Origin of the sequence: Humibacillus sp. DSM 29435 (genome assembly GCF_001758225.1) — a bacterium.
GTDB lineage: Bacteria > Actinomycetota > Actinomycetes > Actinomycetales > Dermatophilaceae > DSM-29435.
Map to the genome: position 1 here is coordinate 101,282 of NZ_MAST01000053.1, position 22,566 is coordinate 123,847.

Annotated in this window: 24 protein-coding genes, 1 tRNA gene and 1 pseudogene; 20 read left to right on the forward strand and 6 right to left on the reverse strand. The window is 66.5% G+C overall.

Annotated elements, in window-relative coordinates:
- Positions 1-126 precede the first annotated feature (126 nt).
- The 12 genes from ligD (at position 127) to BA895_RS21625 (ending at position 11,834) form a co-directional block, all read left to right on the forward strand.
- The gene (gene ligD / locus BA895_RS21570; RefSeq protein WP_070193936.1) at positions 127-1,110 is read left to right on the forward strand and encodes a non-homologous end-joining DNA ligase; all 984 of its coding nucleotides are present in this window, start codon (positions 127-129) and stop codon (positions 1,108-1,110) included.
- A 232-nt stretch (positions 1,111-1,342) separates the two neighbouring features.
- Complete coding sequence (locus BA895_RS21575; RefSeq protein WP_070193937.1) at positions 1,343-1,825, forward strand: glutathione peroxidase; 483 nt, start codon at positions 1,343-1,345, stop codon at positions 1,823-1,825.
- A gap of 54 nt (positions 1,826-1,879) precedes the next feature.
- Positions 1,880-2,908, forward strand: a complete 1,029-nt coding sequence (locus tag BA895_RS21580) for an anthranilate synthase component I family protein (protein ID WP_175442410.1) — start codon at positions 1,880-1,882, stop codon at positions 2,906-2,908.
- Positions 2,909-3,056: 148 nt separating this feature from the next.
- Positions 3,057-3,902 (forward strand): aminotransferase class IV, encoded by an 846-nt coding sequence (locus BA895_RS21585; protein ID WP_254666600.1) that lies wholly within the window; start codon positions 3,057-3,059, stop codon positions 3,900-3,902.
- Positions 3,899-4,363, forward strand: a complete 465-nt coding sequence (locus BA895_RS21590) for a TIGR02611 family protein (protein ID WP_070193940.1) — start codon at positions 3,899-3,901, stop codon at positions 4,361-4,363. Before BA895_RS21585 ends, BA895_RS21590 begins: the two co-directional genes overlap by 4 nt.
- Positions 4,364-4,464: 101 nt before the next feature.
- A tRNA-Val gene (locus BA895_RS21595) sits at positions 4,465-4,541 on the forward strand.
- A gap of 667 nt (positions 4,542-5,208) precedes the next feature.
- Positions 5,209-5,847, forward strand: a complete 639-nt coding sequence (locus BA895_RS21600) for a GntR family transcriptional regulator (protein ID WP_070193941.1) — start codon at positions 5,209-5,211, stop codon at positions 5,845-5,847.
- A gap of 443 nt (positions 5,848-6,290) precedes the next feature.
- Positions 6,291-6,704, forward strand: coding sequence for a hypothetical protein (locus BA895_RS21605; protein WP_139142822.1), 414 nt, complete (start codon positions 6,291-6,293; stop codon positions 6,702-6,704).
- Positions 6,705-7,952: 1,248 nt separating this feature from the next.
- A complete protein-coding gene (locus BA895_RS21610; protein ID WP_070193943.1) occupies positions 7,953-8,846 on the forward strand; it encodes an ABC transporter substrate-binding protein in 894 nt (297 codons plus the stop codon).
- A 34-nt stretch (positions 8,847-8,880) separates the two neighbouring features.
- Positions 8,881-9,768, forward strand: a complete 888-nt coding sequence (locus BA895_RS21615) for an amino acid ABC transporter permease (RefSeq protein WP_070193944.1) — start codon at positions 8,881-8,883, stop codon at positions 9,766-9,768.
- A complete protein-coding gene (locus tag BA895_RS21620; RefSeq protein WP_070193945.1) occupies positions 9,765-10,544 on the forward strand; it encodes an amino acid ABC transporter ATP-binding protein in 780 nt (259 codons plus the stop codon). The genes BA895_RS21615 and BA895_RS21620 overlap by 4 nt, the downstream gene beginning before the upstream one ends.
- Positions 10,545-10,586: 42 nt before the next feature.
- Positions 10,587-11,834 carry an amidohydrolase family protein gene (locus BA895_RS21625; RefSeq protein WP_083283647.1) on the forward strand — a complete coding sequence of 416 codons (1,248 nt, stop codon included), beginning with the start codon at positions 10,587-10,589 and terminating at the stop codon, positions 11,832-11,834.
- A 512-nt stretch (positions 11,835-12,346) separates the two neighbouring features.
- Here the strand turns inward: BA895_RS21625 and BA895_RS24070 are convergent.
- From BA895_RS24070 to BA895_RS21640, 5 genes and pseudogenes are all read right to left on the reverse strand, one after another.
- A complete protein-coding gene (locus BA895_RS24070; RefSeq protein WP_175442411.1) occupies positions 12,347-12,523 on the reverse strand; it encodes a hypothetical protein in 177 nt (58 codons plus the stop codon).
- 128 nt (positions 12,524-12,651) lie between these two features.
- Entirely contained in the window at positions 12,652-12,945 is a 294-nt protein-coding gene (locus BA895_RS21635) for a hypothetical protein (RefSeq protein WP_070193947.1), read from the reverse strand.
- A gap of 36 nt (positions 12,946-12,981) precedes the next feature.
- A pseudogene (locus BA895_RS25000) lies at positions 12,982-13,131 on the reverse strand (ISL3 family transposase); the annotation flags it as partial.
- Positions 13,132-13,676: 545 nt separating this feature from the next.
- On the reverse strand, positions 13,677-14,138 hold the full coding sequence (locus BA895_RS25005; RefSeq protein WP_083283648.1) for a nucleoside deaminase: 462 nt from the start codon (positions 14,136-14,138) through the stop codon (positions 13,677-13,679).
- A complete protein-coding gene (locus tag BA895_RS21640; RefSeq protein WP_217493965.1) occupies positions 14,135-15,556 on the reverse strand; it encodes an NCS1 family nucleobase:cation symporter-1 in 1,422 nt (473 codons plus the stop codon). The genes BA895_RS25005 and BA895_RS21640 overlap by 4 nt, the downstream gene beginning before the upstream one ends.
- Positions 15,557-16,169: 613 nt before the next feature.
- Here BA895_RS21640 and BA895_RS21645 point away from each other — a divergent pair.
- From BA895_RS21645 to BA895_RS21665, 5 genes are all read left to right on the forward strand, one after another.
- A complete protein-coding gene (locus BA895_RS21645) occupies positions 16,170-16,460 on the forward strand; it encodes a hypothetical protein (RefSeq protein WP_070193949.1) in 291 nt (96 codons plus the stop codon).
- 28 nt (positions 16,461-16,488) lie between these two features.
- Positions 16,489-17,967: a chlorohydrolase family protein gene (locus BA895_RS21650; RefSeq protein WP_070193950.1), complete on the forward strand. Its 1,479-nt coding sequence runs from the start codon at positions 16,489-16,491 to the stop codon at positions 17,965-17,967.
- An 8-nt stretch (positions 17,968-17,975) separates the two neighbouring features.
- Positions 17,976-18,950 (forward strand): ornithine cyclodeaminase family protein, encoded by a 975-nt coding sequence (locus BA895_RS21655; protein WP_256388468.1) that lies wholly within the window; start codon positions 17,976-17,978, stop codon positions 18,948-18,950.
- A gap of 351 nt (positions 18,951-19,301) precedes the next feature.
- A complete protein-coding gene (locus BA895_RS21660) occupies positions 19,302-19,898 on the forward strand; it encodes an RNA polymerase sigma factor (RefSeq protein WP_083283649.1) in 597 nt (198 codons plus the stop codon).
- Positions 19,895-20,392 carry a hypothetical protein gene (locus BA895_RS21665; protein WP_139142823.1) on the forward strand — a complete coding sequence of 166 codons (498 nt, stop codon included), beginning with the start codon at positions 19,895-19,897 and terminating at the stop codon, positions 20,390-20,392. Before BA895_RS21660 ends, BA895_RS21665 begins: the two co-directional genes overlap by 4 nt.
- Before the next feature lie 88 nt (positions 20,393-20,480).
- Here BA895_RS21665 and BA895_RS21670 read toward each other — a convergent pair whose 3' ends face one another.
- Positions 20,481-21,047 (reverse strand): hypothetical protein, encoded by a 567-nt coding sequence (locus tag BA895_RS21670; RefSeq protein ID WP_139142824.1) that lies wholly within the window; start codon positions 21,045-21,047, stop codon positions 20,481-20,483.
- A 298-nt stretch (positions 21,048-21,345) separates the two neighbouring features.
- Here BA895_RS21670 and BA895_RS23765 point away from each other — a divergent pair, with 298 nt between their 5' ends.
- From BA895_RS23765 to BA895_RS21680, 3 genes are all read left to right on the forward strand, one after another.
- A complete protein-coding gene (locus tag BA895_RS23765; RefSeq protein WP_217493966.1) occupies positions 21,346-21,519 on the forward strand; it encodes a hypothetical protein in 174 nt (57 codons plus the stop codon).
- 78 nt (positions 21,520-21,597) lie between these two features.
- Complete coding sequence (locus tag BA895_RS21675) at positions 21,598-21,948, forward strand: hypothetical protein (RefSeq protein WP_070193954.1); 351 nt, start codon at positions 21,598-21,600, stop codon at positions 21,946-21,948.
- Between the two features lie 8 nt (positions 21,949-21,956).
- Entirely contained in the window at positions 21,957-22,481 is a 525-nt protein-coding gene (locus BA895_RS21680; protein ID WP_070193955.1) for a flavin reductase family protein, read from the forward strand.
- Positions 22,482-22,566: the final 85 nt, after the last annotated feature.

A 22,566-nucleotide genomic window follows, 5' to 3' on the forward strand; every position in this document is an offset into this window, starting at 1 on the left:
AGCGCGACTGAGACCACACGTCGTCTCGACCCGGCCCCCGTCGCACTGCGCGCGGGGGCCGCGTCCGTCTGTAAGCGACGCCTCGCGCCCACCCGCCGCGGCCGGCATCCGTGGTGGAATCGACGCATGGCCGCCACCTCCCGCAGCACGCCACCCGAGCAGATCGAGGTCGGCGACCGCACGGTGCGCCTGTCGAGCCCCGACCGGGTCTACTTCTCCGAACGCGGTGAGACCAAGCGCGATCTCGTCGACTACTACCTCGCGGTGGGCCCGGGCATCGTGAACGCACTGCGCGAGCGGCCCTGCATGCTGCACCGCTTCCCCAAGGGCGTCGACGGTCCCAAAGTGCACCAGAAGCGGCTGCCCGCCGGCGCGCCGGCGTGGGTGGAGACGGTTCGTCTGCACTTCCCCAGGTATGGCCTGCATGCCGACGAGCTGTGCGTCACCGAGCTTGCTGACGTGATCTGGGCGGTGCAGATGTCGACGGTCGAGTTCCACCCCTGGAACTCGCGGAGGGCCGACACGGAGGCCCCCGACGAGTGGCGCATCGACCTCGACCCGATGCCCGAGTGCCCGTTCGACGTGGTGCGTCGAGCCGCTGTGACGACGCAGGAGGTGCTGAGCGAGATCGGCGCGGTGGGCTGGCCCAAGACCTCGGGCGGCTCCGGCCTGCACGTCTACGTGCGCATCCGCCCCGACTGGGGCTTCAAGGACGTGCGGCGCGGGGCGCTGGCCTTCGCGCGTGAGGTCGAGCGGCGGATGCCGGGTGAGGTGACCACCACGTGGTGGCGCAAGGACCGCTCGCCGAAGCAGCTCTTCGTCGACTACAACCAGAACGCTCGAGACCACACGATCGCTGCCGCTTACAGCGTGCGTGGCAACCCTCGCGGCACGGTCTCCGCTCCGATCAGCTGGGACGAGGTGGGCGACGTAGATCCCGACGACTTCACCATCGCGACCATGCCGGCCCGCTTCGCCGAGCTCGGCGACCTGCACGCCGGCATCGACGAGGCCGTCTTCGACTTCACGACTCTCATCGAGTGGGCCGACCGCGACGAGCGCGACGGGTCTGACCTTCCGCCCGAGCCGGAGCCCGACGCCACGACCTGACCCACCCCCAAAGTCGAGTGGCCACTTTCGTACGCACCCCCAAGTCGAGTGGCCACTCTCGTACGCACCCCAAGCACGAGTGGCCTGCCGGTGGACCTGCCAACCGGAACCAGCCCGTCGGCGCTGGGCCCGGTCACCCTCTGCGGCATCCGATACGACGCTCGCACCGAACCAGCATCACAGGTCACGACCGTGATGAGAGCCCTGACCCCGATACCCAGGAGGTACTCCCGTGGCCGTTCTCGGTGACTTCACCGCGACCACCCTGAACGGCGAGAACCGTTCGCTGTCTGAATACGGCGGTGACGTCGTTCTCGTGGTGAACACCGCGAGCCAGTGCGGTTTCACCCCCCAGCTCGCCGGCCTGGAGACGCTCTACGACACGTACCGGGGTCGGGGCCCTACGGTGCTCGGCTTTCCGTGCAACCAGTTCGGTGGGCAGGAGCCCGGCAGCGAGCACGAGATCGGCGAGTTCTGCCAGCGGAACTACGGCGTGAGCTTCCCGATGTTCGCCAAGGTCGAGGTCAACGGAAGCGGCGCCCACCCGCTCTTCGAGTGGCTGCGATCGCAGAAGGGTGGCCTCATCGGCAACAAGATCCGCTGGAACTTCACGAAGTTCCTCGTAGCGCGCGATGGCACGGTGCTGCAGCGCTACGCCCCGAACACCGACCCGGCATCCATCGCGGGCGACCTCGAGAAGGCCCTCGACAGCTGACCCGACAGGTGAGAGCGCCGAGAGCGCAGGGGGCTCGGGCCTAGGATCACGGAGGTGGACCACGCCCGCTTCGCCGACCGTCACGCTGAGGGCGTCGTCGATGTGCGCTACGGCTCCGACGCTCTCGAAGCGGTCTCGCGGGATGGGTTCTGGGCCGTGGTGGCCACCTTCGAGGGGGCGGTCACCGCCGTTCGCTTCGCCGAGGTGCGCCTCGGCCGGCCGCCACGACCCGCTCGGGTGGGCTGGTCCCAGCTCGACCGTCACTGGAGCAGCTCGCTCGACCAGGCCGCGTACGTCGCGGCCGTGGGTCAGGTACGCGAGCTGATCGCGGCCGGAACCGTCTACCAGGTCAACGTGTGCCGGGTGGTCAGCCACTCTCTCGGCACGGAGGCTGACCTCGACGGGCTCGACCGGATTCTGCAGGCCGGCAACCCCGCGCCGCACGCTGCGCGGATCCGCTGCGTTGGAGCCGGCCTCGACGTGGTGAGCGCCTCGCCCGAGCTGTTCCTCCGACGCCGCGGAGACCGGGTGGTGACCCGCCCGATCAAGGGAACGGCGCCCACGGCCGAGCAGATGCTGCCGAAAGACCACGCCGAGAACGTCATGATCGTCGACCTCATGCGTAACGACCTTTCGGGAGTGTGTGACCCCGGCTCGGTGTCGGTCGACGAGCTGTGCGTGATCGAGGAGCACCCCGGGCTGGTGCATCTCGTCTCGACCGTCAGCGGGCACCTGCGTCGCGGTACCTCCTGGACAGAGGTGTTCGCCTCGGCCTTTCCCCCCGGGTCGGTGTCGGGCGCTCCGAAGTCGAGCGCGTTGACCGCGATCGCCGACCTTGAACGCGCCGCCCGTGGCCCCTACTGCGGCGCGATCGGCTGGGTCGACGCCGACCGGTCCGAGGCCGAGCTCGCGGTCGGTATCCGCACCTTCTGGGCCGAACACGACGAGGCCGGCCAACGCTGGCTGCGCTTCGGTACCGGCGCGGGCATCACCTGGAACTCCGACCCGCAGGGCGAGTGGGCCGAGACCGAGCTCAAGGCGGCCCGCCTCGTCGGACTGGCGGCGGGCACCGTGACCCCGTGAGATGCCTGAGCCAACGCTGAGTCACGCCGGTGTCACCGCCGGCCTCACCCTGAGTCACCCCTGAGTCACCCCTGACCTGGCCGCCTTCGTACCTGGATGGCGGCCTCGCTGTGACACCATGATCACTCCGACGCAGGGGAGGCGCAGGGTGAGCAGCAGCACGCGAGTGTGGGTCAACGGCGATCTTGTCGACCCCGTCGGGCCGTCGGTGTCCGCCCTCGACCACGGAGTCACCGTGGGAGACGGCGTGTTCGAGACCGTGAAGATCGTCGCCGGTGAGCCGTTCGCCCTGACCCGCCACCAGCACCGACTCATGCGTTCGGCTCGCGGCCTCGGCCTGCCCGACCCCGACCTGGAGGTCATCGGCAAGGGGGTCGCCGCCGTTCTCGATGGCCCCGTGATCGACTTTGGACGGTTGCGCTTCAGCGTCACCGGGGGAGTGGGCCCCTTGGGCTCCGACCGCGACGATGCTGCCCTGACCTACATCGTGCTCGCGGCGCCGGTGCCCCGCCCGCCGGCATCCGGCAAGGTCACGGTCGTGCCGTTCACCCGTAACGAACGCTCCGCCGTGGTTGGGCTCAAGACCACCTCGTACGCCGAGAACGTCGTCGCCCTGGCCCGTGCACGGGAGGTCGGCGCCGTCGAGGCGGTGTTCGCCAACACTCGTGACGAGCTGTGCGAGTGCACCGGAAGCAACATCTTCGTCGTCGTGGGTGGTGAGGTGTGCACCCCACCGCTCGACTCGGGCGCGCTGGCGGGCATCACCCGTGAGCTGACCATCGAGTGGGCCGAGCATCATGGCATCCACGTGCGGCAGGCGGCCCTGCCGATCGAGGTGCTCGGTCGGGCCGACGAGGTGTTCATCACCAGCACGACGAAGGACATCCTGCCCGTGCATGCGGTCGACGATCGTGAGCTCACGGCCCCCGGGCCGGTGACCGCCCGTCTCCAAGACATCTTTAGCCGCGAGGCCGACCGGAGGCTTGACCCGTGAGCGAGGAACCGCAGCAGACGACGGTCGACTACAGCGACCGCAACCACACCCTTGACGCCGACGAGGACCGCTGGGCCTGGCGGGCGAAGCTGCGCCGCAACCCGGCCACCCATTTCGCTTACCGCGCCACGGTCGGGGTGGTCGGCGGCATCGTCACCGTGGCCGGCCTCATCATGGTGCCGGCCCCCGGGCCCGGCTGGCTCGTCGTGTTCTTCGGACTCGTCATCCTCGGCAGCGAGTTCGAGTTCGCCCAGCGTGTGCTCGACTTCGCGCGCAAACAGGTCGGTCGCTGGAACGACTGGGTCATGGCCCAGCCCATCTGGGTGCGGGGCCTGGTGGCGCTCGCGACGCTGGCGCTCGTCTGGGCGTTGTTCTGGGCCTACTTCGCCTGGCAGGGCGTGCCCGAGCTGGTGCCCGACTGGATCCAGGGACCCCTCGAGCAGCTGCCCGGGATCGACTGACCCGAACGGTTCCGGCGGGTGACGGCGGTGGTCGATTACCAACGGCCGCGCTCAACCGGCTATTGTTCCCCCGTCGCCCGAGGATGGTTCTCGGGGCGCCTGGACGTGTAGCTCAGTTGGTTAGAGCGTTCGCTTCACACGCGAGAGGTCATGGGTTCGAGTCCCTTCACGTCCACCACTCCTGAACTGTTCCTGAACTGCTGAAACGCCGGCGGACGTGGCCTTGCATGAGGGCGTCGTGGCGGATCCGTATCGGATGGCGCGGACGGACCAGCCGCCCGCGGAACCGTACCTCCGGAACTCTCATGGCGCTCTGAGACCCGAGTGGGAAAAGTCGGTTGCGCGTGCGCCCTCGGCGCAACGTCTCGACCCAGCTCGACGCTCGGACCGTCCCCCTCGCCTACCTCCGCGAACGCAAGCGTCTCGCCCGACTTCGCCAGTACGGTGGGCAGGCTGTCAACGAAGACGCTGGCTCGGGCGATTGTCTCGCCATCGACCGCTCGACCGTCCGGCCCGGGGCGTGCGCCCACCACGTTGAGGTACTGACCCGGTGCAGCCACGCTCCCCGCACTAGCGGCTCGACAGACGGCGTCCGAGTGCAGACCACCTCGGACGCTTCGACGGCTGCCGGCTGGCCACCCGTTGCTTGCACGGTTTGACCTCAGCGCGCTCATCGTCAGAACTGCGCCGGGGACGCAGAGTCCAGACGTGATCACACTGTACGATCCTGTCGGGCTGGGGCTTCAAGACTTGGCAATCGGCGCGTCTGCTCTACGATTCAGCCCTTGACCTAGGAGTTGGAATGCGTGTCGCCCTCAGTGACTGAACCACCCGCTCCTCCCTCCATGTCCGAGCACGCCTATCTGGGTATTCGTGAAGGCGTGATCTCGGGTCGATTCGGCCCAGGACAGCGACTGCGTGAACGTGACCTGTCAGTCGAGCTCAGCGTGTCCCGTATCCCGGTGCGGGAGGCGCTCGGACGGTTGGAGGCCGAAGGATTCGTAGTGACCCGACCCCGACGGGGCGCACTCGTGCGGCAGCTCACGCTCAAGGATATGGATGAGCTCTTCGACTTACGCCTAAGTCTCGAGGTGCTGGCCGCGAGGCAAGCAGCAACAAGGGTTATGGCGGGGGCGGATGTGGACGCGCTGAATGCTCAACTGCTCAACGCCGACGAAGCTACGATCAGCGGAGACGAACGAAGAATTCGTGAAGCCAACACTGCCCTGCACGCAGAGATTGTCACTTTGTCGGGTAACAGCATGTTGGCCGAGGTGATGGTACCTATTGTAGGTAGACTCATGTGGCTGTTTGCGCTCACAAAGGACAGGGACCCTGAAGAGCAGTGCCGGGAGCATCACGGCCTTTGCAAGGCCATCCAGGAGGGAAACCCGGAACTCGCAGCTGCCCTCGCGTATTCCCATATAGAGCTCGGACGCGAACCGTCACTTCGTGCGCTAGGCGGCATCCTTCTCAGCGAATAGCCAGGTTGGTCCCGGATCGGTCTTTCTAGCGGCGCTGCCTAAATTTCCGCCCACCCACGGCGTGGGTCGAACGCACCCGCAACGGGTGGGGGACACAGCGGCGTGGGCGGTGGCGCAGTCCCCAGCCCGGAGCGTGCGAACGTACGGGTCGGGGACGACGAGCGGAGTTGCGCCCGGTGGCGGCGCAGAAGCGCTGTCTCGAGAATCGCCCTAACCCGCCAGAGCGACACGGGCACCGACAACCACCATCCTCGTGGCCGTGACAACAAGGCGCTCCATGAGCACATCATCGCCAAGGTGCTGCACGACGCGCCGCGAATCGGCTCGATCTGCGGCACGAGCGGGTGCTATTTCGTGGCCGCCGGCGAGAGGAGCATTGCCCCCGCTCGACGAGGATTTCTTGCTGTTCGCGGATCGCCAGGGGGGTCTGGCATTCTTCACGCGTGGGACACAGTCTTGTTCGCGGGTCGCGATTGACGACAGTGGTGATCGCTGTCGGGGTGCTGAGCGCCTGCAGCAGCCCGGGCGTCAAGCTACCCGATCGCGCCGATCACACGATCCAGCGCGAGGAGGCGCGGTTGGCCGCCGTCATCGGTGCTCAAACGCCCACCATCCTCGGAGCGCTCGGCACCTGTTCCGTGCGTCTCCTACGGCAGGACGCAACCGCGTCCTTTGTGTGGGCTGAGTGCGGCACAGGCCCTCCCATCAACTCCGGCGTCAGCGCCCCGATGCGAGTGATCGGATCCGATGTGACCGTCCCGCGCGATGGGACTCAGTACACGAAGGACATCCACACCCTGTTCCCCGACGACCTCGCCGAGATCATCGAAGAGCAGGACGACACGATTCGCCCGTGACACCGGGCTCTTCACAATACAGGGTGCAGTCGGGGTCTGAATCCGCCGGTCTGGATCAGCGATCGCGACCTTCTTGGGCCGTGGCCGTCGTTGACCTTGAGAGAGGTCCGCTCTAACGTCAGTGCTGTTCGGGCTGGAGCACGAGTTCGCCGCAACATCGGCGTGCACCACCGCGAGCTCGGCGTTCACCTCGACGGCCACCGCGTTCAACACGGTCAGGGCCTGAAGGACGCTCGGAGGCGTTGCTATCCCGCTCACCGGGAAGTTTGCAACGGCGCGCGCTGGCTGGGCGCCACAGAGTGCCGCGCCGGGCACCGAGACCTCGCCCATCGAGTCAGGTTCGGTGAAGAACTCGGGCTGCCCGGAAGCTGTCTCGTCGTCAGTCTCAGCGTCCATCGTGCCCGCCTCGCCAGGGGGCAGCTGGACCGCTGGTATACATTTCGGGTCGGAAGAAGTGGGCAGGGACCAAGAAAGCCCCGCAGTTTCGGATGACGATGCGCTGAGGCTAGTACTCGCAAGCCAGGCCCAAGGGCTTCGCGCCGCCGTCGTACTCGAGCGGAGGGGGGCGATTCGCTGGGGCCGACTGGTGCCTGAGACAGGTTTCTGGTGCTCACCCTCGGGTGGTTCGAGGTGTCATGCTCACACCGTTCGCGAGACCGTGCTCAGTTGCAGGCAGGAAGGCGAATCGAGGACTTTCAGTGTCGCAGCGGGGCGGTCAGTGCCATCGTCCAGCGGAGGCCGTCGACCCTTCCCCATTTGAGAATGGTCCGCGGGCACTGGTGGTCCGAGGGGTAGCTCACGAGCGTAGAGCGACGCTGGCTCACGGTCACGGAGCGGCAGGTGCGGGCCGGCGATGCCGAATGTCTGCATCCGCGCCGATGTCGCCTTCGACTCCGGGTTGGTCACGGCACCAGGGATCGATCTGCTCGTTAGCCACCAACCCACTCGGGGACATCTGAGCACCTGCTCCGGGCTACCCACGATGGCAGGTGGGTCGAGGGCGACCTCGACCATCGCCCCAGTGAGACGGGCACCGCACGTCGCCGAAGTGCGCCTCGGACTCACTTTCGCAGGGCCGAAGTCAAAATCGATGTCGATGCGCGATCGCCCTCAGCTTGATTCCGATTCGGTAACGAACCCCGGTGACGCACGTCATCGGGTATACCAAACGAAAAATTCTTGTATACAGGACACCTGTTGCAGTCTTAGCGGCGTGACGTACCACGCCCCTCCTAGTAGAGGAACCATATGTCTCATCAACGCCTAGCCCTCATCGTCGCGGCGCTCGGTTCACTTCTCCTCACCTCGTGTGGTGCGGTCGTCCAGAAAGACGCTCCCGCCGCGGCCGGGGCGACCGCGACGTCGACGGCCAAGTTCCACGCCCTGCTGCCTGATGCGATCAAGACCAGTGGCACGATCCGTGCCGCTTCCGGCGGCACGTACGCGCCCATGCACTACTTCGACATTGACGGAAAGACGATCATCGGGGTCGAGCGTGACCTCGCTGACGCCCTCGAGAAGCGCCTGGGCGTCAAGATCGAGCTCGTGTCGACGAACTTCGACGGCATCCTCGCCGGTCTGGAGGCCAACCGGTTCGACACGGCACTGGTCACGATGGGCGACTACGAGAAGCGTCGCACCAAGATGGACTTCGTCGACTACGGGCAGACGGGTACGGGCATCAGCGTTGCCGGCGGGAACCCCCTGGGGATCAAGACCATGGATGACCTCTGCGGCAAGCGGGTCACCGCCGTTCGGGGCTACTCCTACGAAGCCGACCTCAAGGCGCAGTCGACCAAGTGCACCGAGGCGGGCAAGGCCGCCGTCAATGTGCTCGTGTTCACCGACGACGCCACGGCGAACAATGCGATCGTCACCGGTCGCAGCGACGCCCAGCTCGGAGATGCTGTCGTGATCGCCTACGCCGCCCAGAAGTCAAAGGGCAAGGTTGTGATGCTCGAGCAGCAGCTGCAGCCCTCGGTCATCGGGATGCCGGTGCTGAAGACGAACCCCGCCCTGCGCGACGCCTTGCAGAAGGCTCTGCAGGATGTCATGGACTCTGGTGACTACCAGCCGATCTGGAAGAAGTGGAACCTGCCGTCGAGCGCAATCGACAAGGCCATGATCAATGCCAACCCGTGAGTCTCAGGCTCCATCCCCGTCGCTGACGACCGGGATGGAGCCTGAGAACGCCATCCCGGTTCGGCACCCCGGTCGATGGGCCGCCGCTGTAGCGGTGGCCGTCATGTCGGCGATGCTCTGGAACGCCACCGTCAACAACCCGCGCATGGAGTGGGCGATTGTGGGGCAGTACCTCTTCGACCCGCAGATCCTGGCGGGGCTGCGGATGACACTGCTGCTCACCGTGCTCGCCATGGCCGTCGGGCTGGTGCTGGGCACGGTTGTGGCCGTCATGCGCATGTCGGAGAACCCGCTCGTGCGCACTGCGGCCCAGCTCTACGTGTGGCTCTTTCGTAGCACCCCCCTGATCGTGCAGCTGCTCTTCTGGTTCTACCTGGCTGCGGTCATGCCGACTCTCGGACTCGGCATCCCCTTCGGCCCGGAGTGGATCACCTTCGACACGAGTCTGCTGATCTCCCAGATCACGGCTGCGGTGCTCGGGCTCGGCCTCTGCGAGGCGGCCTACACGGCGGAGATCGTTCGCGCCGGCATCCTGAGTGTCTCGAAAGGACAGTTCGAGGCGGGGGAGGCCCTGGGTATGAGTCCCCGACGGGTGCTCGCCCGCATCGTGCTGCCCCAGGCCATGCGGGTCATCGTGCCGCCGATCGGCAACTCGACGATCAGCATGCTCAAGACCACCGCACTGGTGCTCGTCATCGCGCTGCCCGACCTGTTGACGGCAGCTCAGGCCATCTACAGCCAGAACCTCGCTCAGATCCCGCTGCTGACGGTCGCTACTGCGTGGTACGTCTTCATCGTCACGGTACTGACGCTGGTGCAGAACCGCATCGAGAGGAAGTTCTCGGCCGGGGTCGCGGGAGTCACCCGAAGCAGGGTTCGGCGGCGCACCCTGACCGCCGCGCTGTCTGGAGGTTTCAGATGAGCGACACCGACACCGGCAACCACGCCGTGCGTCTCGAGGCAGTGCACAAGAGGTTCGGCGACGTTGAGGTGCTGCGCGGCGTCGACCTGACCATCTCGCGGGGCAGCGTCGCCTGCGTGATCGGCCCCTCCGGCTCCGGCAAGAGCACTCTGTTGCGATGCATCAACCAGCTCGAGACGATCCAACGCGGTCGGCTCTGGGTCGGGGGCGAGCTGGTCGGCGTGCGCGAACGGCAGGGCCGCCTCTACCGGCTCCCCCCGAAGCTCGTCGCGCGACAGCGGCTGCGATGCGGGATGGTCTTCCAGAACTTCAACCTGTTCGCCCACATGACCGCACTCGAGAACGTCATGGAGGCTCCGGTCGGCGTCAAGAAGGTGCCGAAGACCGAGGCCCTCGCCCTGTCGCGTGACCTCCTGGGCAAGGTCGGCCTGGCCAAGCACGCCGACAAGTACCCCTCCCAGCTCTCTGGTGGTCAGCAGCAACGCGTGGCCATCGCCAGGGCCTTGGCCATGTCGCCCGAGATCATGCTGTTCGACGAGCCGACCAGTGCCCTCGATCCCGAGCTGGTGGGGGAGGTGCTGGAAGTCATGAGGGCCCTCGCGGCCGACGGCATGACAATGGTGGTCGTCACGCATGAGATCGGCTTCGCGCGAGATGTCGCCGACACTGTGCACTTCATGGACGAAGGGGTCGTCGTCGAGGAGGGCCCCGCGCGGTCGCTGCTCGCTGATCCGCGTCACCAGCGCACCAAGACGTTCCTCTCTCACTTGCGCTGACCTTGAACCCCACCCGAACAGGAACACGAAGGCGGACACACCGTGCACGACATTGATCTCATCAGGGGCGCCCGGCTCTGGAGCCGACACCCCGACGAGCCTCTCGTAGACGTGAAGATCGTCGACGGGCGCATCGGCGGCATATCCCCCACTGCTGCGCAGGCTGCCCCACCGGCTTCGGGTCTGGTCTGCCTCGAGGCGGGTGGGCGAGTGCTGGTGCCGAGCCTGGCCGCCGTGCACGAGCATTTCGACTCGAGCGGTCTGGGTGCCGCTTTTCGACCCCACACGGCCGGTGACAGCCTTGAAGAGCTGATCGCCGACTCACGAGGGGTGTGGCGAGAGTCTTCGGTGCCGCTCATCGACCGGGTGCGTATCGCCGCCGTGCGCACCATCGCCTCTGGTGCCACGGCGATCCGGTCACACGTACAGATCGACACCGAGTGCCGCCTGGAGCGATTCGAGGCCATGGCTACGGTGCGTGACGAGCTGGCCGGGGTGGTCTCGTTCGAGATCGTGGCCTTCCCCCAGTGCGGCTACCTCCAGGACCCCGGCAGTGAGCAGCTGGTCGACGAAGCGCTCGCCGCTGGAGCCGACCTGGTCGGCGGTATCGACCCCTGTGGGCTTGAGCGAGACGCCAGAGCGCACCTCGATATCGTCTTCGGCCTGGCCCAGAAGCACCACGTCGGAGTTGACCTGCACCTGCACGAGCGCGGACCACTCGGAGAGTTCACGCTCGAGCTGGTGTGTGACCGGGTGACAGCGCTCGGTATGCAGGGGCTGGTCACCATCTCTCACGCCTTCGCCCTCGCCACCCTCGAACCCCGACCGCTCCAGCGACTGCTCGGCCGGTTGGCCGAAGCGGACATCGCGGTCACGACGATTGCCCCGATGGAGACGGCGCCGCTCCCGCACGCGCTGCTGCGCGAGACCGGCATCCGCTGCGGTCTGGGTCAGGACGGCATGCGGGACGGGTGGTCGCCGTGGGGCGACGGTGACCTGTTGCGACGCACGCGGCAGCTGGCCCTGCGCTCGGCTTGGTCCCACGATGAGGACATCGAGCTCGCCGTTGACATTGCGACGCGCGGCGGGCGCGCTGTACTGGACGCGAGCCAACGACCTCGAGTGGCCATGACCGAGGATGCGGTATCCGGTCTGGCCGTGGGCGCGCCGGCAGACCTGCTGCTCGTCGAGGGCACCACGGTCACCGAGGCGCTTATGGACTGTGGGCCACAGCGCACTGTCGTTCGCCGTGGCGTGGTGGTAGCCGACGGAGGTCGTGTGCTGCTCTGAGGCGAGGTGACTCTGATCGTCAGCCGAGGTAAAAGTCGACGGCGCCTGCTCCGCAGTTTGAACTTCGGCCGCGGAGCGAATCGTCCGGAAGCACAAGCAGGGCGAGCCAGACGACGGCGACGCTGATCCAGCGCTCGCGGGGGAGCGTGCTCACGGAGCAGCTGCAGCGCGCAGAGCAGCTGCATGTCTGGGGGTGATGAACTGGATCAGCCCCAACGTCACGAACGCGATGCGGCGGCCGGCCGGCGCGAAACACAGCAGCTGGAGCGCCGTGTCCGGAAGGACTTCTCGGGCGGGGACAGCCGGTGGTAGGACCCCGATGACGACGGCTCTCTCGGCGTTGGCGGCCTGCACGGCGATGCCCTCGAGCGTGCGCCGGGCCCGGTCGGCCGTGTACTGGTAGTTGCCGGTGTCTTCCTGATCTCGCTAGTGGGCCCAGCCGACCGAGGCTAGGTGAAGACGCGCTCGTCGGGCAGGTCCAAGCGTTCGTGAGCCTTTGGCCCGGGCCGTGGTCACGTACGGCTCCTGGGGATGCCGCCGTTCGCGAAGATCGTGACGTCGAGGGGCCCGGGGGCGGTCGTGAACCAGCGGAGCAGGGGATCAACGTGAGCGTCTCTCGTCTTGTTCCCCTCGAACTCCTCAAGCATCAGCACAAACCCCGAATGGTCGGTCAGCAAACCGATTTGCATGGTCGGCGCCCACGGCCGAGATCCATTGTTGGGAAACGTCCTTCGCGTGCACCGGCAGCCGCCGCTTGATCTCAGGGTAGGCCGGCGCCAGTAGGCCCGACTCTTCCAGCACCGTAATCGGGTCGAGCTCAGTTCGATGACCGCGCCAGCACCAGCGCCCTGAACACGGCGTCACGGGCTCTCCGCACTTGGGCGGGGCGGTACCTGATTTCATGCTCTTCTCTGCCTTGGGGTGAGGCGATGTGGACCATGATGCGCCCTGGGTAGCTGTCCATGTTGGTGAGTTCACAGCCGACCCGCTTGGTCTGTTTGATGATCCGGTTGAAGCCCTCGGTGCGCGCGTTGGTGTCGTCGGTGAGCGCGACGAGCACGGCCGGCCAGAACGTCTCGATCGGGAACGCGAGGCGGGTGGTCTCGTCCATCTCGGCCCTGCTTGGGGGTGAGGTGCTGGTAGCCGGTCAGCAACAGGTCCGGGAGGCCCAGACCCTGTCGGAGGAGACACCGCGGCGGCCGTGGAGCCGCCGACTGTTCCGCTGCCGGACCTGGGTGAGCATCAGGTTCGCGACGGCGCTCAGGTGCCACTTGTCGACTGCTGTCCGCGCACCCGGTAGGGCGGGCCGCGTACGGGTCGATCACGACCAGCTCGACACCATCACGGAACGCCGGGGTCTGAGGCGCCAGCCACGAGCTCACGCAGGCGCCGGAGCGTCCCGGCTTGAGCCCGAGCCGCCGCTTCTGGCGCGGCCGGGTCGTGTTCACGAACGACGTCATCCACGGGTCTGAGCGTCTCCACCCCGCCTCATCGAGGACCCAGCGCACCGACCGGGCGCCACCCGGTACTCGGTGGCGACCTCGCTGACCGCGCAGTTGCCCGACGCGATCGCGGAACCGATCTTCTCCCGCGGCCGGGTCGTGAGCCGCGACCGTGCGGGTCGCGGGCACACCAGGCGCCGCGCTCACCCCACACTCAAGTCCCAAGAGCCCGTAAAGGACGAAGAGCCCGTTGGCCAGCACTTTCACCTTCGCACACCGAGCAGCCCGTATCGTTCACATGTCGTCGACACGTGAACGATACGGGCTTGGACTCGACTACAACTCTAAGACTCGCCCCGATGAATTCTGCAGGCGTCCGTTCGAGATGAGTGGACTGCGTTCAACCGGCGGAGTAGCGCTGCCATAGATGGGCGTTGTTTTCGCGAAACTCTGAGACCATGGATATGCAGGCGGGGTCGTTGGCCACTAGTACATCCGCCCCCTCTCGTCGGAGCCAGTCGAGCGCTCCCGAATAGTGGGTGTCTTCACCGATGACAAAACGACGGACTCCAGTGATGAATGCGGCGCCCGCGCACATTGGGCAAGGCGACTCGGTGGCAACGAGGGTCACCTTCGTCGGCGGAGTGTCGTTTTCGTCGAGGTATGCGCGAAGGGCTTCTGTCTCCGCGTGAGCGAAGTAGTCGCCTCTCTGAACTTGGCGGTTTCGTCCACGAGCGACGACTCGGCCTGCGACCACGAGTGAGGCGCCGAATGGCATACCTCCTTCCGCTATGCCCGCCTGTGCTTCCTCGAGCGCATCTGAGAGGCCAGGGTTGCTCCCGAGCGTGACCGGATCTCTCATCGTGGAGCCGCCTGCATTTGTGAGTCTGTCCGATTCAGATCAGTTGCAGGTTCAACGGCTCTGGCAGGGCGCCTGTTCAGAAGCAGGTAGAAGATGATGCCGAAGGCGCACCCGAAGTACCACGAGAAGGCAGCCAGGTTGTGAAGGACGGGAAGCTGGGCGATGAGGGTCGAGAGCGTTCCTGCCGCGACGAGTGCCACGATTGCTCGTGGGTTGAAACCGCGACGGTACCAGTACTTTCCTCGTGGATCGTCGCTGAAGAGGTGCTCAATATCGATCTCCTGTCGGCGGAGAAAGAAGTAGTCCACTACGACGATGCCGAAGATGGGGCCGATGAAAGCCCCTAGGGTGCCTAGAGTGTATTGGACCATCTCTGGGTTCGAGTAGAGGTTCCAGGGTGTCACGGCGACCGAAGCAAGCGAGGCAACTATGCCGGCGCGCCGGAAGCTGAGCACTCTCGGAGCCAGGTTCGCGAGATCCATTGCGCTGGAGACGAAGTTGGCGACGATGTTCGTAGCAATGGTGGCAGTCATGAACGTCAGTGCGCCGAGAAGCACAGCAGTTGTGTTATCTATGCGGGCAACCAGCTCAACTGGATCAGTGATGAGTTCGCCGAATACTTTGAGGCCTCCGGACGTGGTCACGACAGCTGCAAAGGCGAACAAGGTGAAGTTGATGGGTAGCCCCAGGAAGTTGGCGCGCCGCATGGCTGTTGGGGATTTCAAGAAGCGAGCAAAGTCCGCAAAGTTGAGCGTGGTGCCAGCGAACCATGCCGTCGTGAAGGCTACTGCAGTGAACCACATCCCAACGGCCGCGGAGTTGGAGAGTGTTTCAGAGTGAAGAGTGAAGCTGATCTCGCTGAAGCCACCTGCTTTCCAGACGATCCAGCCCGCGAGCAGGAACATAATTACGTAGATTGCCGGGCCCGCCCAGTCGGTGAACCGGCGGATGGCCTCCCATCCGTAGAAGAAGACCAGCAACTGCGCAAACCACATGAAGGCGAAGCAAACCCAGCCGAGTGTCGACAATCCTAGGATTGAGTTCTTGGCCAGGGGTGTTAGATCCGGGAAGAAGCGCAGGACAACGACGACTAGGGCAGTAGACGCGACCCATGTCTGGATCCCGTACCAAACGGTGGCAGTGGCTGCCTTGATCATGCTCGGGATGTTGGCCCCAAATACTCCGAAGCTTGCCCGGCAGAATGCGGCGAAGGCAATTCCGTACTTCTGGCCGGCAGTTCCCGCGAGGTTCGTAAAGAAGTAGATGAGCGTAATCCCGACCAGCAACGCTGAGAATACTTGCCAGCCGGCAAGTCCGAGTGTGAAAAGACTCGCCGCAAAAACGTAACCTGCCACGCTGTGGACGTTCGACATCCACATTGCAAAGAGGTTGTAGATCCCCCAGGTCTGGTTGGTCACAGGCTGGATGTCAGGGTTAGACAACCGAGGGCTTACGGCCAAAGGTCCGGGCGGCCGGGCCGAGCCGTTGGGCTCAAGGTCAGAGGGTGATACACCCATGGGTATTTTTCCAATCGTGTCCAGCGCGCTGCGTTGAGCGCTGATGAATGGTGCTCGGGGGTGGTCCTGGGTTGTGGACCCGCCAGCGGTTTCCACGATGTGGAAACGGCCTTTCGTTTCGGTAGCGTTGCACGGGCCACCGAGAAGGACAAGCTCGTCTCGCAGCCGTGCTCGACAACGAGCTCGGGACCCCCACCCATCAGGGGCGCTGCGTGAGCGAGTGGGCCGGGGCCATGGCGGAGGCGGTTCGTAGACTCGCAAGGCGGCGGCGTCTTGGTAGACCAGGGTAAGCCTGACCGAATATTGACACGCTCAACTGTGGCGTTTCGTACGGGCTTCGGGATAGTCTGGTATCCAGGATCGCCAGGGTCTGGTGTGTGCCCGGATGTGAGGATGCCTCGTGAGCCAGTGTCTGCCGAGTCACGAGTCAGTGCTCGAGCTCCACTTTCCGATAGCCGCAGTTGCGCCGTCGGTGCCTGGTCGGCCGCCACGGACAGCCGCAACGCAGGACGGCGTGCAGATCGGCCTCGGCGAGCACGGTCAGCGTGACTACGCGTCGCCACACGGCCATACCGACATGCTGGACCGCACCTGGCAGCTGGCGTTCACCAACGAATTCCGCCGCAATGAACTGATCGAGCACGGCCGCGCCGCTACCGCCATCGGGGGTCCGGCTGTGCTGGAGCCCGCCGGCCGTCGCCTGCGCGGGACCGCCCATCGACGGGGTCTTGAGATCCGCGACCCGGCTGAGCTGCTCCTCGTCGACGGCGAAACGAGGGGGCTGGAGTTGCTGTCCACACCATGACGACACCAAAAGGCGGGGGGGACAAAAAGTGAGGACTCAGGTCACGGCCAAGTACCTGTTGGGCCACCAGGACGGGCGGCACCAGCTGCTCAGAGACGCCAGTGTGGTGTTTGAGGGCGACACGGTCGTTTACGTGGGGACCCGGCTTGACGGCCCCGTGGACGAGCACCTCGACCTGGGGGAGTCACTCATCCTGCCCGGGCTCATCGATCTCGACGCCTTGTGCGACATCGACCATGTCATCCTCGACTCCTGGGCTGACCCCGACACCGAGAGCGGTCTGCAGTGGTCCGAGGACTATTTCCGGACGCGGCGTCATGATGTCTTCTCGGTCGAAGAGCGCGCCCAAGTGCGCGAGTACGCACTCGTGCAGCTGGCCTTGCACGGGATCACCACATTCATGCCGATCTCCGCCGAGACGCACAGTCAGTGGGCGGAGTCGTACGAGGAAGCCGTGTCCATCGCCGAGCAGGCGAGCCGGCTCGGGCTGCGCGGCTTTGTGGGTCCGGCCTTCCGCAGTGGTGTGAACGTGGTCCACGACGATGGTGCCCGCGACGTGCTTTTCGAGGAGCAGCAGGGCGAGAGAGGTCTGGAGGAGGCCCTGCGCTTCCTCGACTGGGCGCAAAGTCGACATGACCCGCTCCTCACAGGAGTGTTGCTGCCCTGCCGAATCGAGACCATGACGCGGGCCCTCCTCGAGTCGGTTGCGACGCAGGCCCGAGATCGTGGCGTCCTGGTGCGGTTGCACGCCTTGCAGGGCCTGTTCGAGCGCGAGCTCATCTTGGCGAAGCACGGAATGACACCCTTGGAGCTCATCAAGGAGGTGGGCCTGCTCGGCCCGACGACGTTGATTCCGCATGCGATATTCACCGACCGTGACCCGCAGGTACATGGTGAAGACCGAGGGGACCTCGCACTTCTTGCCGACGCTGGGGTGACGGTCATCCACTGTCCACTCACGTCACTGCGATACGGCTCCGTGCTGCATTCCTTCCGCGCGTACCGCCAGGCCGGGGTGAACCTGGCTTTGGGCACGGACTCGTTTCCGCCAGATCTGGTGCGCGGGATGGACGTCGGTGTGCATCTAGCCAAGTACGTCGATGGCCGCCAGGATGCCGCTCCGGTGGAGTGGTACGTCGAGGCGGCCACGCTGGGCGGAGCCCGGGCGCTGGGCCGGGCGGACCTTGGTCGGCTTGCGCCGGGGGCGCAGGCCGACCTGGTTGCCTTCTCGTTGAACGACATCCGCGACGGTGTCGTCGATGACCCCATCCGGACACTCTTGCTCAACGGTGCGGCGCGACAGGTCACGCATTCCTTCGTGGCGGGGCGGGCCGTAGTAGTCGATGGTCGTATTCCAGGAGTCGACCTTGAGGCCTTGCGGCACAGCGGGCAGCGCCTTTTCGAGAAGATGAGGGCCGCCTACAGCGAACGTGACCACCGGGGCAGGTCGGTTGACCAGCTGTTCCCGCCAGCGTTCCCCCCGCTGAGCTCGGCGGTGACACGTTGACGCTGCTCTTGACGCGGTCGGACCTGACCGCCCTGACCGACATGGCTACCACCATCGAGGCGGTTCAGCGTGCCATGGCTGACCTCGAACGCAATCACGCCCGTCAGCCCACTCCCCAGGGGATGACTGATCCCGGCAGCGACGGAGTTTTCCTCCCGATGGCCGCCCTCTCGCGCCCGTCCGGCCTTGCCTGCGTCAAACTGCTCGCGGACCTGCCCGGTAACTCCGCACGTGGGCTGCCCGGGCAGCGTTCCACGCTGATGCTCGCAGATGTCGAGACAGGGGAGACGCTCGCGATCCTTGACGGGATGGTGCCCACCCGGGTGCGTACCGCGGCGACGTCGGCCGTCGCAACTCGACACCTGGCGGCGCCAGACGCGCGAAGCCTCGGGCTCATCGGCGCGGGGGCGCTCGCGGTGGCGCACGTCGAAGCCCTGTCCCACGTGATGCCCCTCGAAGAAGTGATGTTCTGGACCCGCAGTGAGCGTTCCGCGGTGAGGTTCCGCGAAGCGGTCGCCGGTTTCGGGGTCAGAGCAATGGGGCTCACTTCGCCACAGGAGGTGGTTGAGCGCGCAGAGGTGGTCTGCACGCTGACGCCGTCGGTCGAGCCGCTAGTCCGGGGGGCGTGGCTGCATTCAGGTCAGCACCTCAACGTGGTGGGCGCACGGCCTAGGCCGGACCATCGAGAGGTCGACGCTGAGACGATGGTGCGATCCAGTGTCTTCGTCGACAGCCTGCCTACCGCACTGGCGAAGTCGGGCGACTTGCTCGGTGCCATCAAGGAGGGCGCCCTGGGGCCGGGCTACGCGCCTGTCGAACTTGGGGCAGTGATCATCGAATCCGCCCCGGGCAGGCAGTACCCATCCGAGATCACCCTGTACGACTCTGTGGGGTTGGGGCTGCAAGACCTGGCCATTGGACGTCTGCTGTACGACGCGGCCCTCGACCAAGGAGTTGGACTGCGGGTCGACCTCAGTGCCTGAACTCTCCTTTTCAGCCTCCATGGTCGAGCGCGTCTCCGGGGACCTTCTCGGCGCAGGATGACCGGCGCTGCCTCTGCGGTGGTGCAATGGGGTCATGACCGATCAGGCGCCTGTGGATCGTTCCTGGCCTGGTGTTTGCTGCCCGAGGTGCTGGCACGTGGGCCGGCGGTGCAGGTGAGCCAGCCGGGTTACTGCCCCGACCCGCGCGGGTGACGTTCAGCCCGGACAGCCGCCGGCTCGGGCCGGGTGAGGTCGGGGAGCTCGCGCGCTGGTGCACCGTCATCCCGCTGCCGAGCGCCCGACCCTCGCCGCGGGTTTGCGACGGTTCGACGGCTGCGGACACTACTGGTTATGCGCAGCGTGATTGACGTCTCGGCGGAGGAGGGCCTGCTCGAGCAGGTGACCCGAAACGACCGGGATGCGTTCGGCGCGTTGTACGACCGGCACGTGGGGGCGGTGTTCGCGCACTGCGCCCGACAGCTGGGCACCATTCAGGACGCCGATGACCTGACGGCGATCGTGTTCCTCGAGGCGTGGCGGTCGCGGTACCGGATCCGGGCCGTGAACGGTTCGGTGCTGCCGTGGCTGTTGGTGACGGCCACCAACGTGGCCCGAAACTACCGCCGCTCCGCCCGTCGGTACCGGGCCGCGCTGGCCCGGATTCCGGCGCCGCGGGCCAGCCCCGACCACGCCGAGGATGTCGCGGCCGCGGCCACCTTCGAGCAGACCGGGCGGGCGTTGGCGCAGGCGCTCTCGGATCTGCGTCCGATGGACCGCCAGGTCGTGTCGCTGTGCCTGATCGCCGAGCTGAGCTACGCGGAAGCGGCCCAGGCACTGGGGATCAGTCACGCCGCCGTCCGCTCGCGGCTCATGCGATCGCGGGAGAGCGTCAAAGCAGCCCTGCTCGAGGCAGGAATCACCAGCTCGCAGGAAGGACCACCGTCATGACCAGCACCGGACCGTCCGCGCCTCGGATGAGCGCCGACCGAACCAGGCAGCTGCGGGCGGCCATCATGGCTGAGACCCGCATCAGTAACGGCCGCGGCCGGCGGCCGTTGGCGGTCGCGGCGGTCGCGACGACGAGCGTGCTCGTCGTCGGCGGCACCGCCGCGGCGTGGGTCGCGGTGTCGCGGCCCGATGACCCCAACAACGCGTACTGCTCTTCGGAAGCGAGCACGGACCGGGACGTGTGGGCTCTGCACGGGGTCGGAACTGCGGTCAACGCCGACACGGGTAAGCAGGACCGCCTGAACGCGCTCGAGGTCTGCGCGGGGCTGTGGCGCGCCGGGGTCGTGCATGAGCCTGGAGCGCGGCCCAGCCCGTCGGGCACCTACCGGGTGCCGGGCCTGGTGGCGTGTGTGGTCGACGACCAGCTCGTGATCTACCCCGGCGGGCCCGGAGTCTGCGGGCAGCTGAAGGTTCCGGCGGCGGAACCCAACTGAGCCGGTGTGGGGGTGCCGCACACGGGGTCGGCATCCCCACACCACCCAGCCCCGACCACCACCAGCGGTGCTTGTCGTGGTGGTGTCGCTAGTTGAACTGGATCGAAGAGGTGCGGTCGTTGATGGCGCCGCCGACGTAGGCGCTGCTCCCGGCGTAGCCGTACGAGATTCCGCTGAAGGTGTTGTCCCACAGCTTGGTGGCGCAGCGGCCGTACGAGGTGAACGAGGAGATGCGGTCGTTCCACCCCGCCGGCATCACCGCCACCTGGAAGTCCACGTCCGGGTTGGTGTCACAGTCCGAGCTGCCGGTGAACGTGTAGGTGCCGCCCGAGGCGGCGTGGCCGGCGTCCGCGTAGACGGTGGCCAACACGTATGTCCCACTGCCCGCACTGGCGCCGTGGGTAGTGCGGGCGGGTTGGGCGATCTCGGCTCGTTCCTGATCGGTCACGGTGGCCGCACTCGCGCCCAGTCTGACGCGGTCACCGCTGAGGTCGGAGATCACCTCAGCAAAGCTGCGGTGGCAGACGTGGGCGCCGGTGCTCACGTTGAGCCAGCAGTGTGCACCGCCCTGCGCGGCCTGGGCGGGCGAGCCGCCCACGGCCGATACCGCTGCCGCCAGCAACACGGCCGCTGCTGTCTTGAGTACCTTTTTCATGATCTCTGATCCCCTTTCCCGCAGCACGATGCTGCGGGCCCGCGTCTTCTCTGGACCGTCACCCCGGTCTTGTCCCGAGCTCTTGAGTGCTCGCCGGATGTGGTCGAGATGCTCTCAAGGTAACCCGAACGCCCACGACGCACCCCGGGCAGTGACGACCTGAACACCACCGTCCGGGGAAGGCGGCGCCTCATGCGAGTCGGTGGGCGGCGTGGTGCCCTCTCGCTCTGCTGCCTGAGCGGCGTCCGACCGACCCTGACGATGGAGGTCTCACACACGGCCGAAACCGTGTCCGTGCGTGGGAGACGTCGACCGCTGTGCGCCCTTCAGAGCAGTTCGACGAGCTCGCGGTAGGGGTCGAGACGCTTTCCCCGAGGAGATCGCCGCCGCCTTCCTGTTCCTGCGCTCCAACGTCTCGGACATGATCAACGGTGCGGACCCGCTGGTCGACGGGGGGCACGCGATCCGCTGAGGGCGGTCGAGTCGGGTTTCGTCCGTCGGATGCCGGGCAGCTGCTCAGAGCGGGGAGCCAAGCGATAGCGTCAGTTCCATGGATGCCATCGTGTCGAGCCTTTTCATCTACCCCGACTCGACCTCACCCGGCCAGCAGCTCTCTACCGTGGCGGTCACGCTCGAAGGCCCGGAGGGGAACCGCTCCAAGAAGCACGCGGTGCACCTGGTGACGGCCGGCGAGTACGTCGCCGACCACCCGAAGGCGAACATCGTTCTCGACATGGATGCCGCTGTGCTCGCCGACCTCGTCGGCCGGGTCGTGCGGCTGGGTGACTGCACGCTGAACGTCACCCGACGCCCGTCGAGCTGTGCCGGTGTCTACGCGGATGTCGTGACGCCCGGCAGCGTCAGCGTCGACGACCGCCTCCTCGTTGCCGACGACGCCTGAGGCGCAGAGTGACCATTCACTCGGAACACCCTTTCGACCCACCCGAGGGTGAACGCGACCAGGTGCGTCGACTGCGAGGCCGGGTCGGCTCCACGGTCTCGCTGTGGACCGCCGGGGTGGGGATCGAACGGGTCGGTCTGACGGTCTCGTCGTACCTCGTCGCATCGGGTGACCCGAGCCGGGTGGTGGCGCTGCTGCACCCAGACTCGGATCTGCTCGACCGCCTTCAGGAGACCGGCACCGCCGTCATGGCTCTGCTCGACTGGCGCGACAGGGAGCTCGCTGACGTCTTCGCCGGTCTGATGCCCTCGCCCGGGGGGCCGTTCCGGCTCGGCGACTGGGAGCAGACCGAGTGGGGCCCGCGTCTCACCACGATGACGACCTGGGCCGGCCTCCGGCTCGACCCGACCACTCAGCGCGACGCGGGGTGGTCAGTACTCGTCGAGGCCGAGGTCGAGCGCGTCGAGGTGGGCGAGGAGGGCGACCCGCTCGTGCACCGGCGAGGCCGCTACGTTCGCCCGGCATCCGGCTGAACCTGCGTTGGAGCGGACCCTCCTGCGTGACCGCTCAGTGCGAGGTGCCGTGAGCGCGGAGGGGTCGATGAGGGCGGGTAGAGCG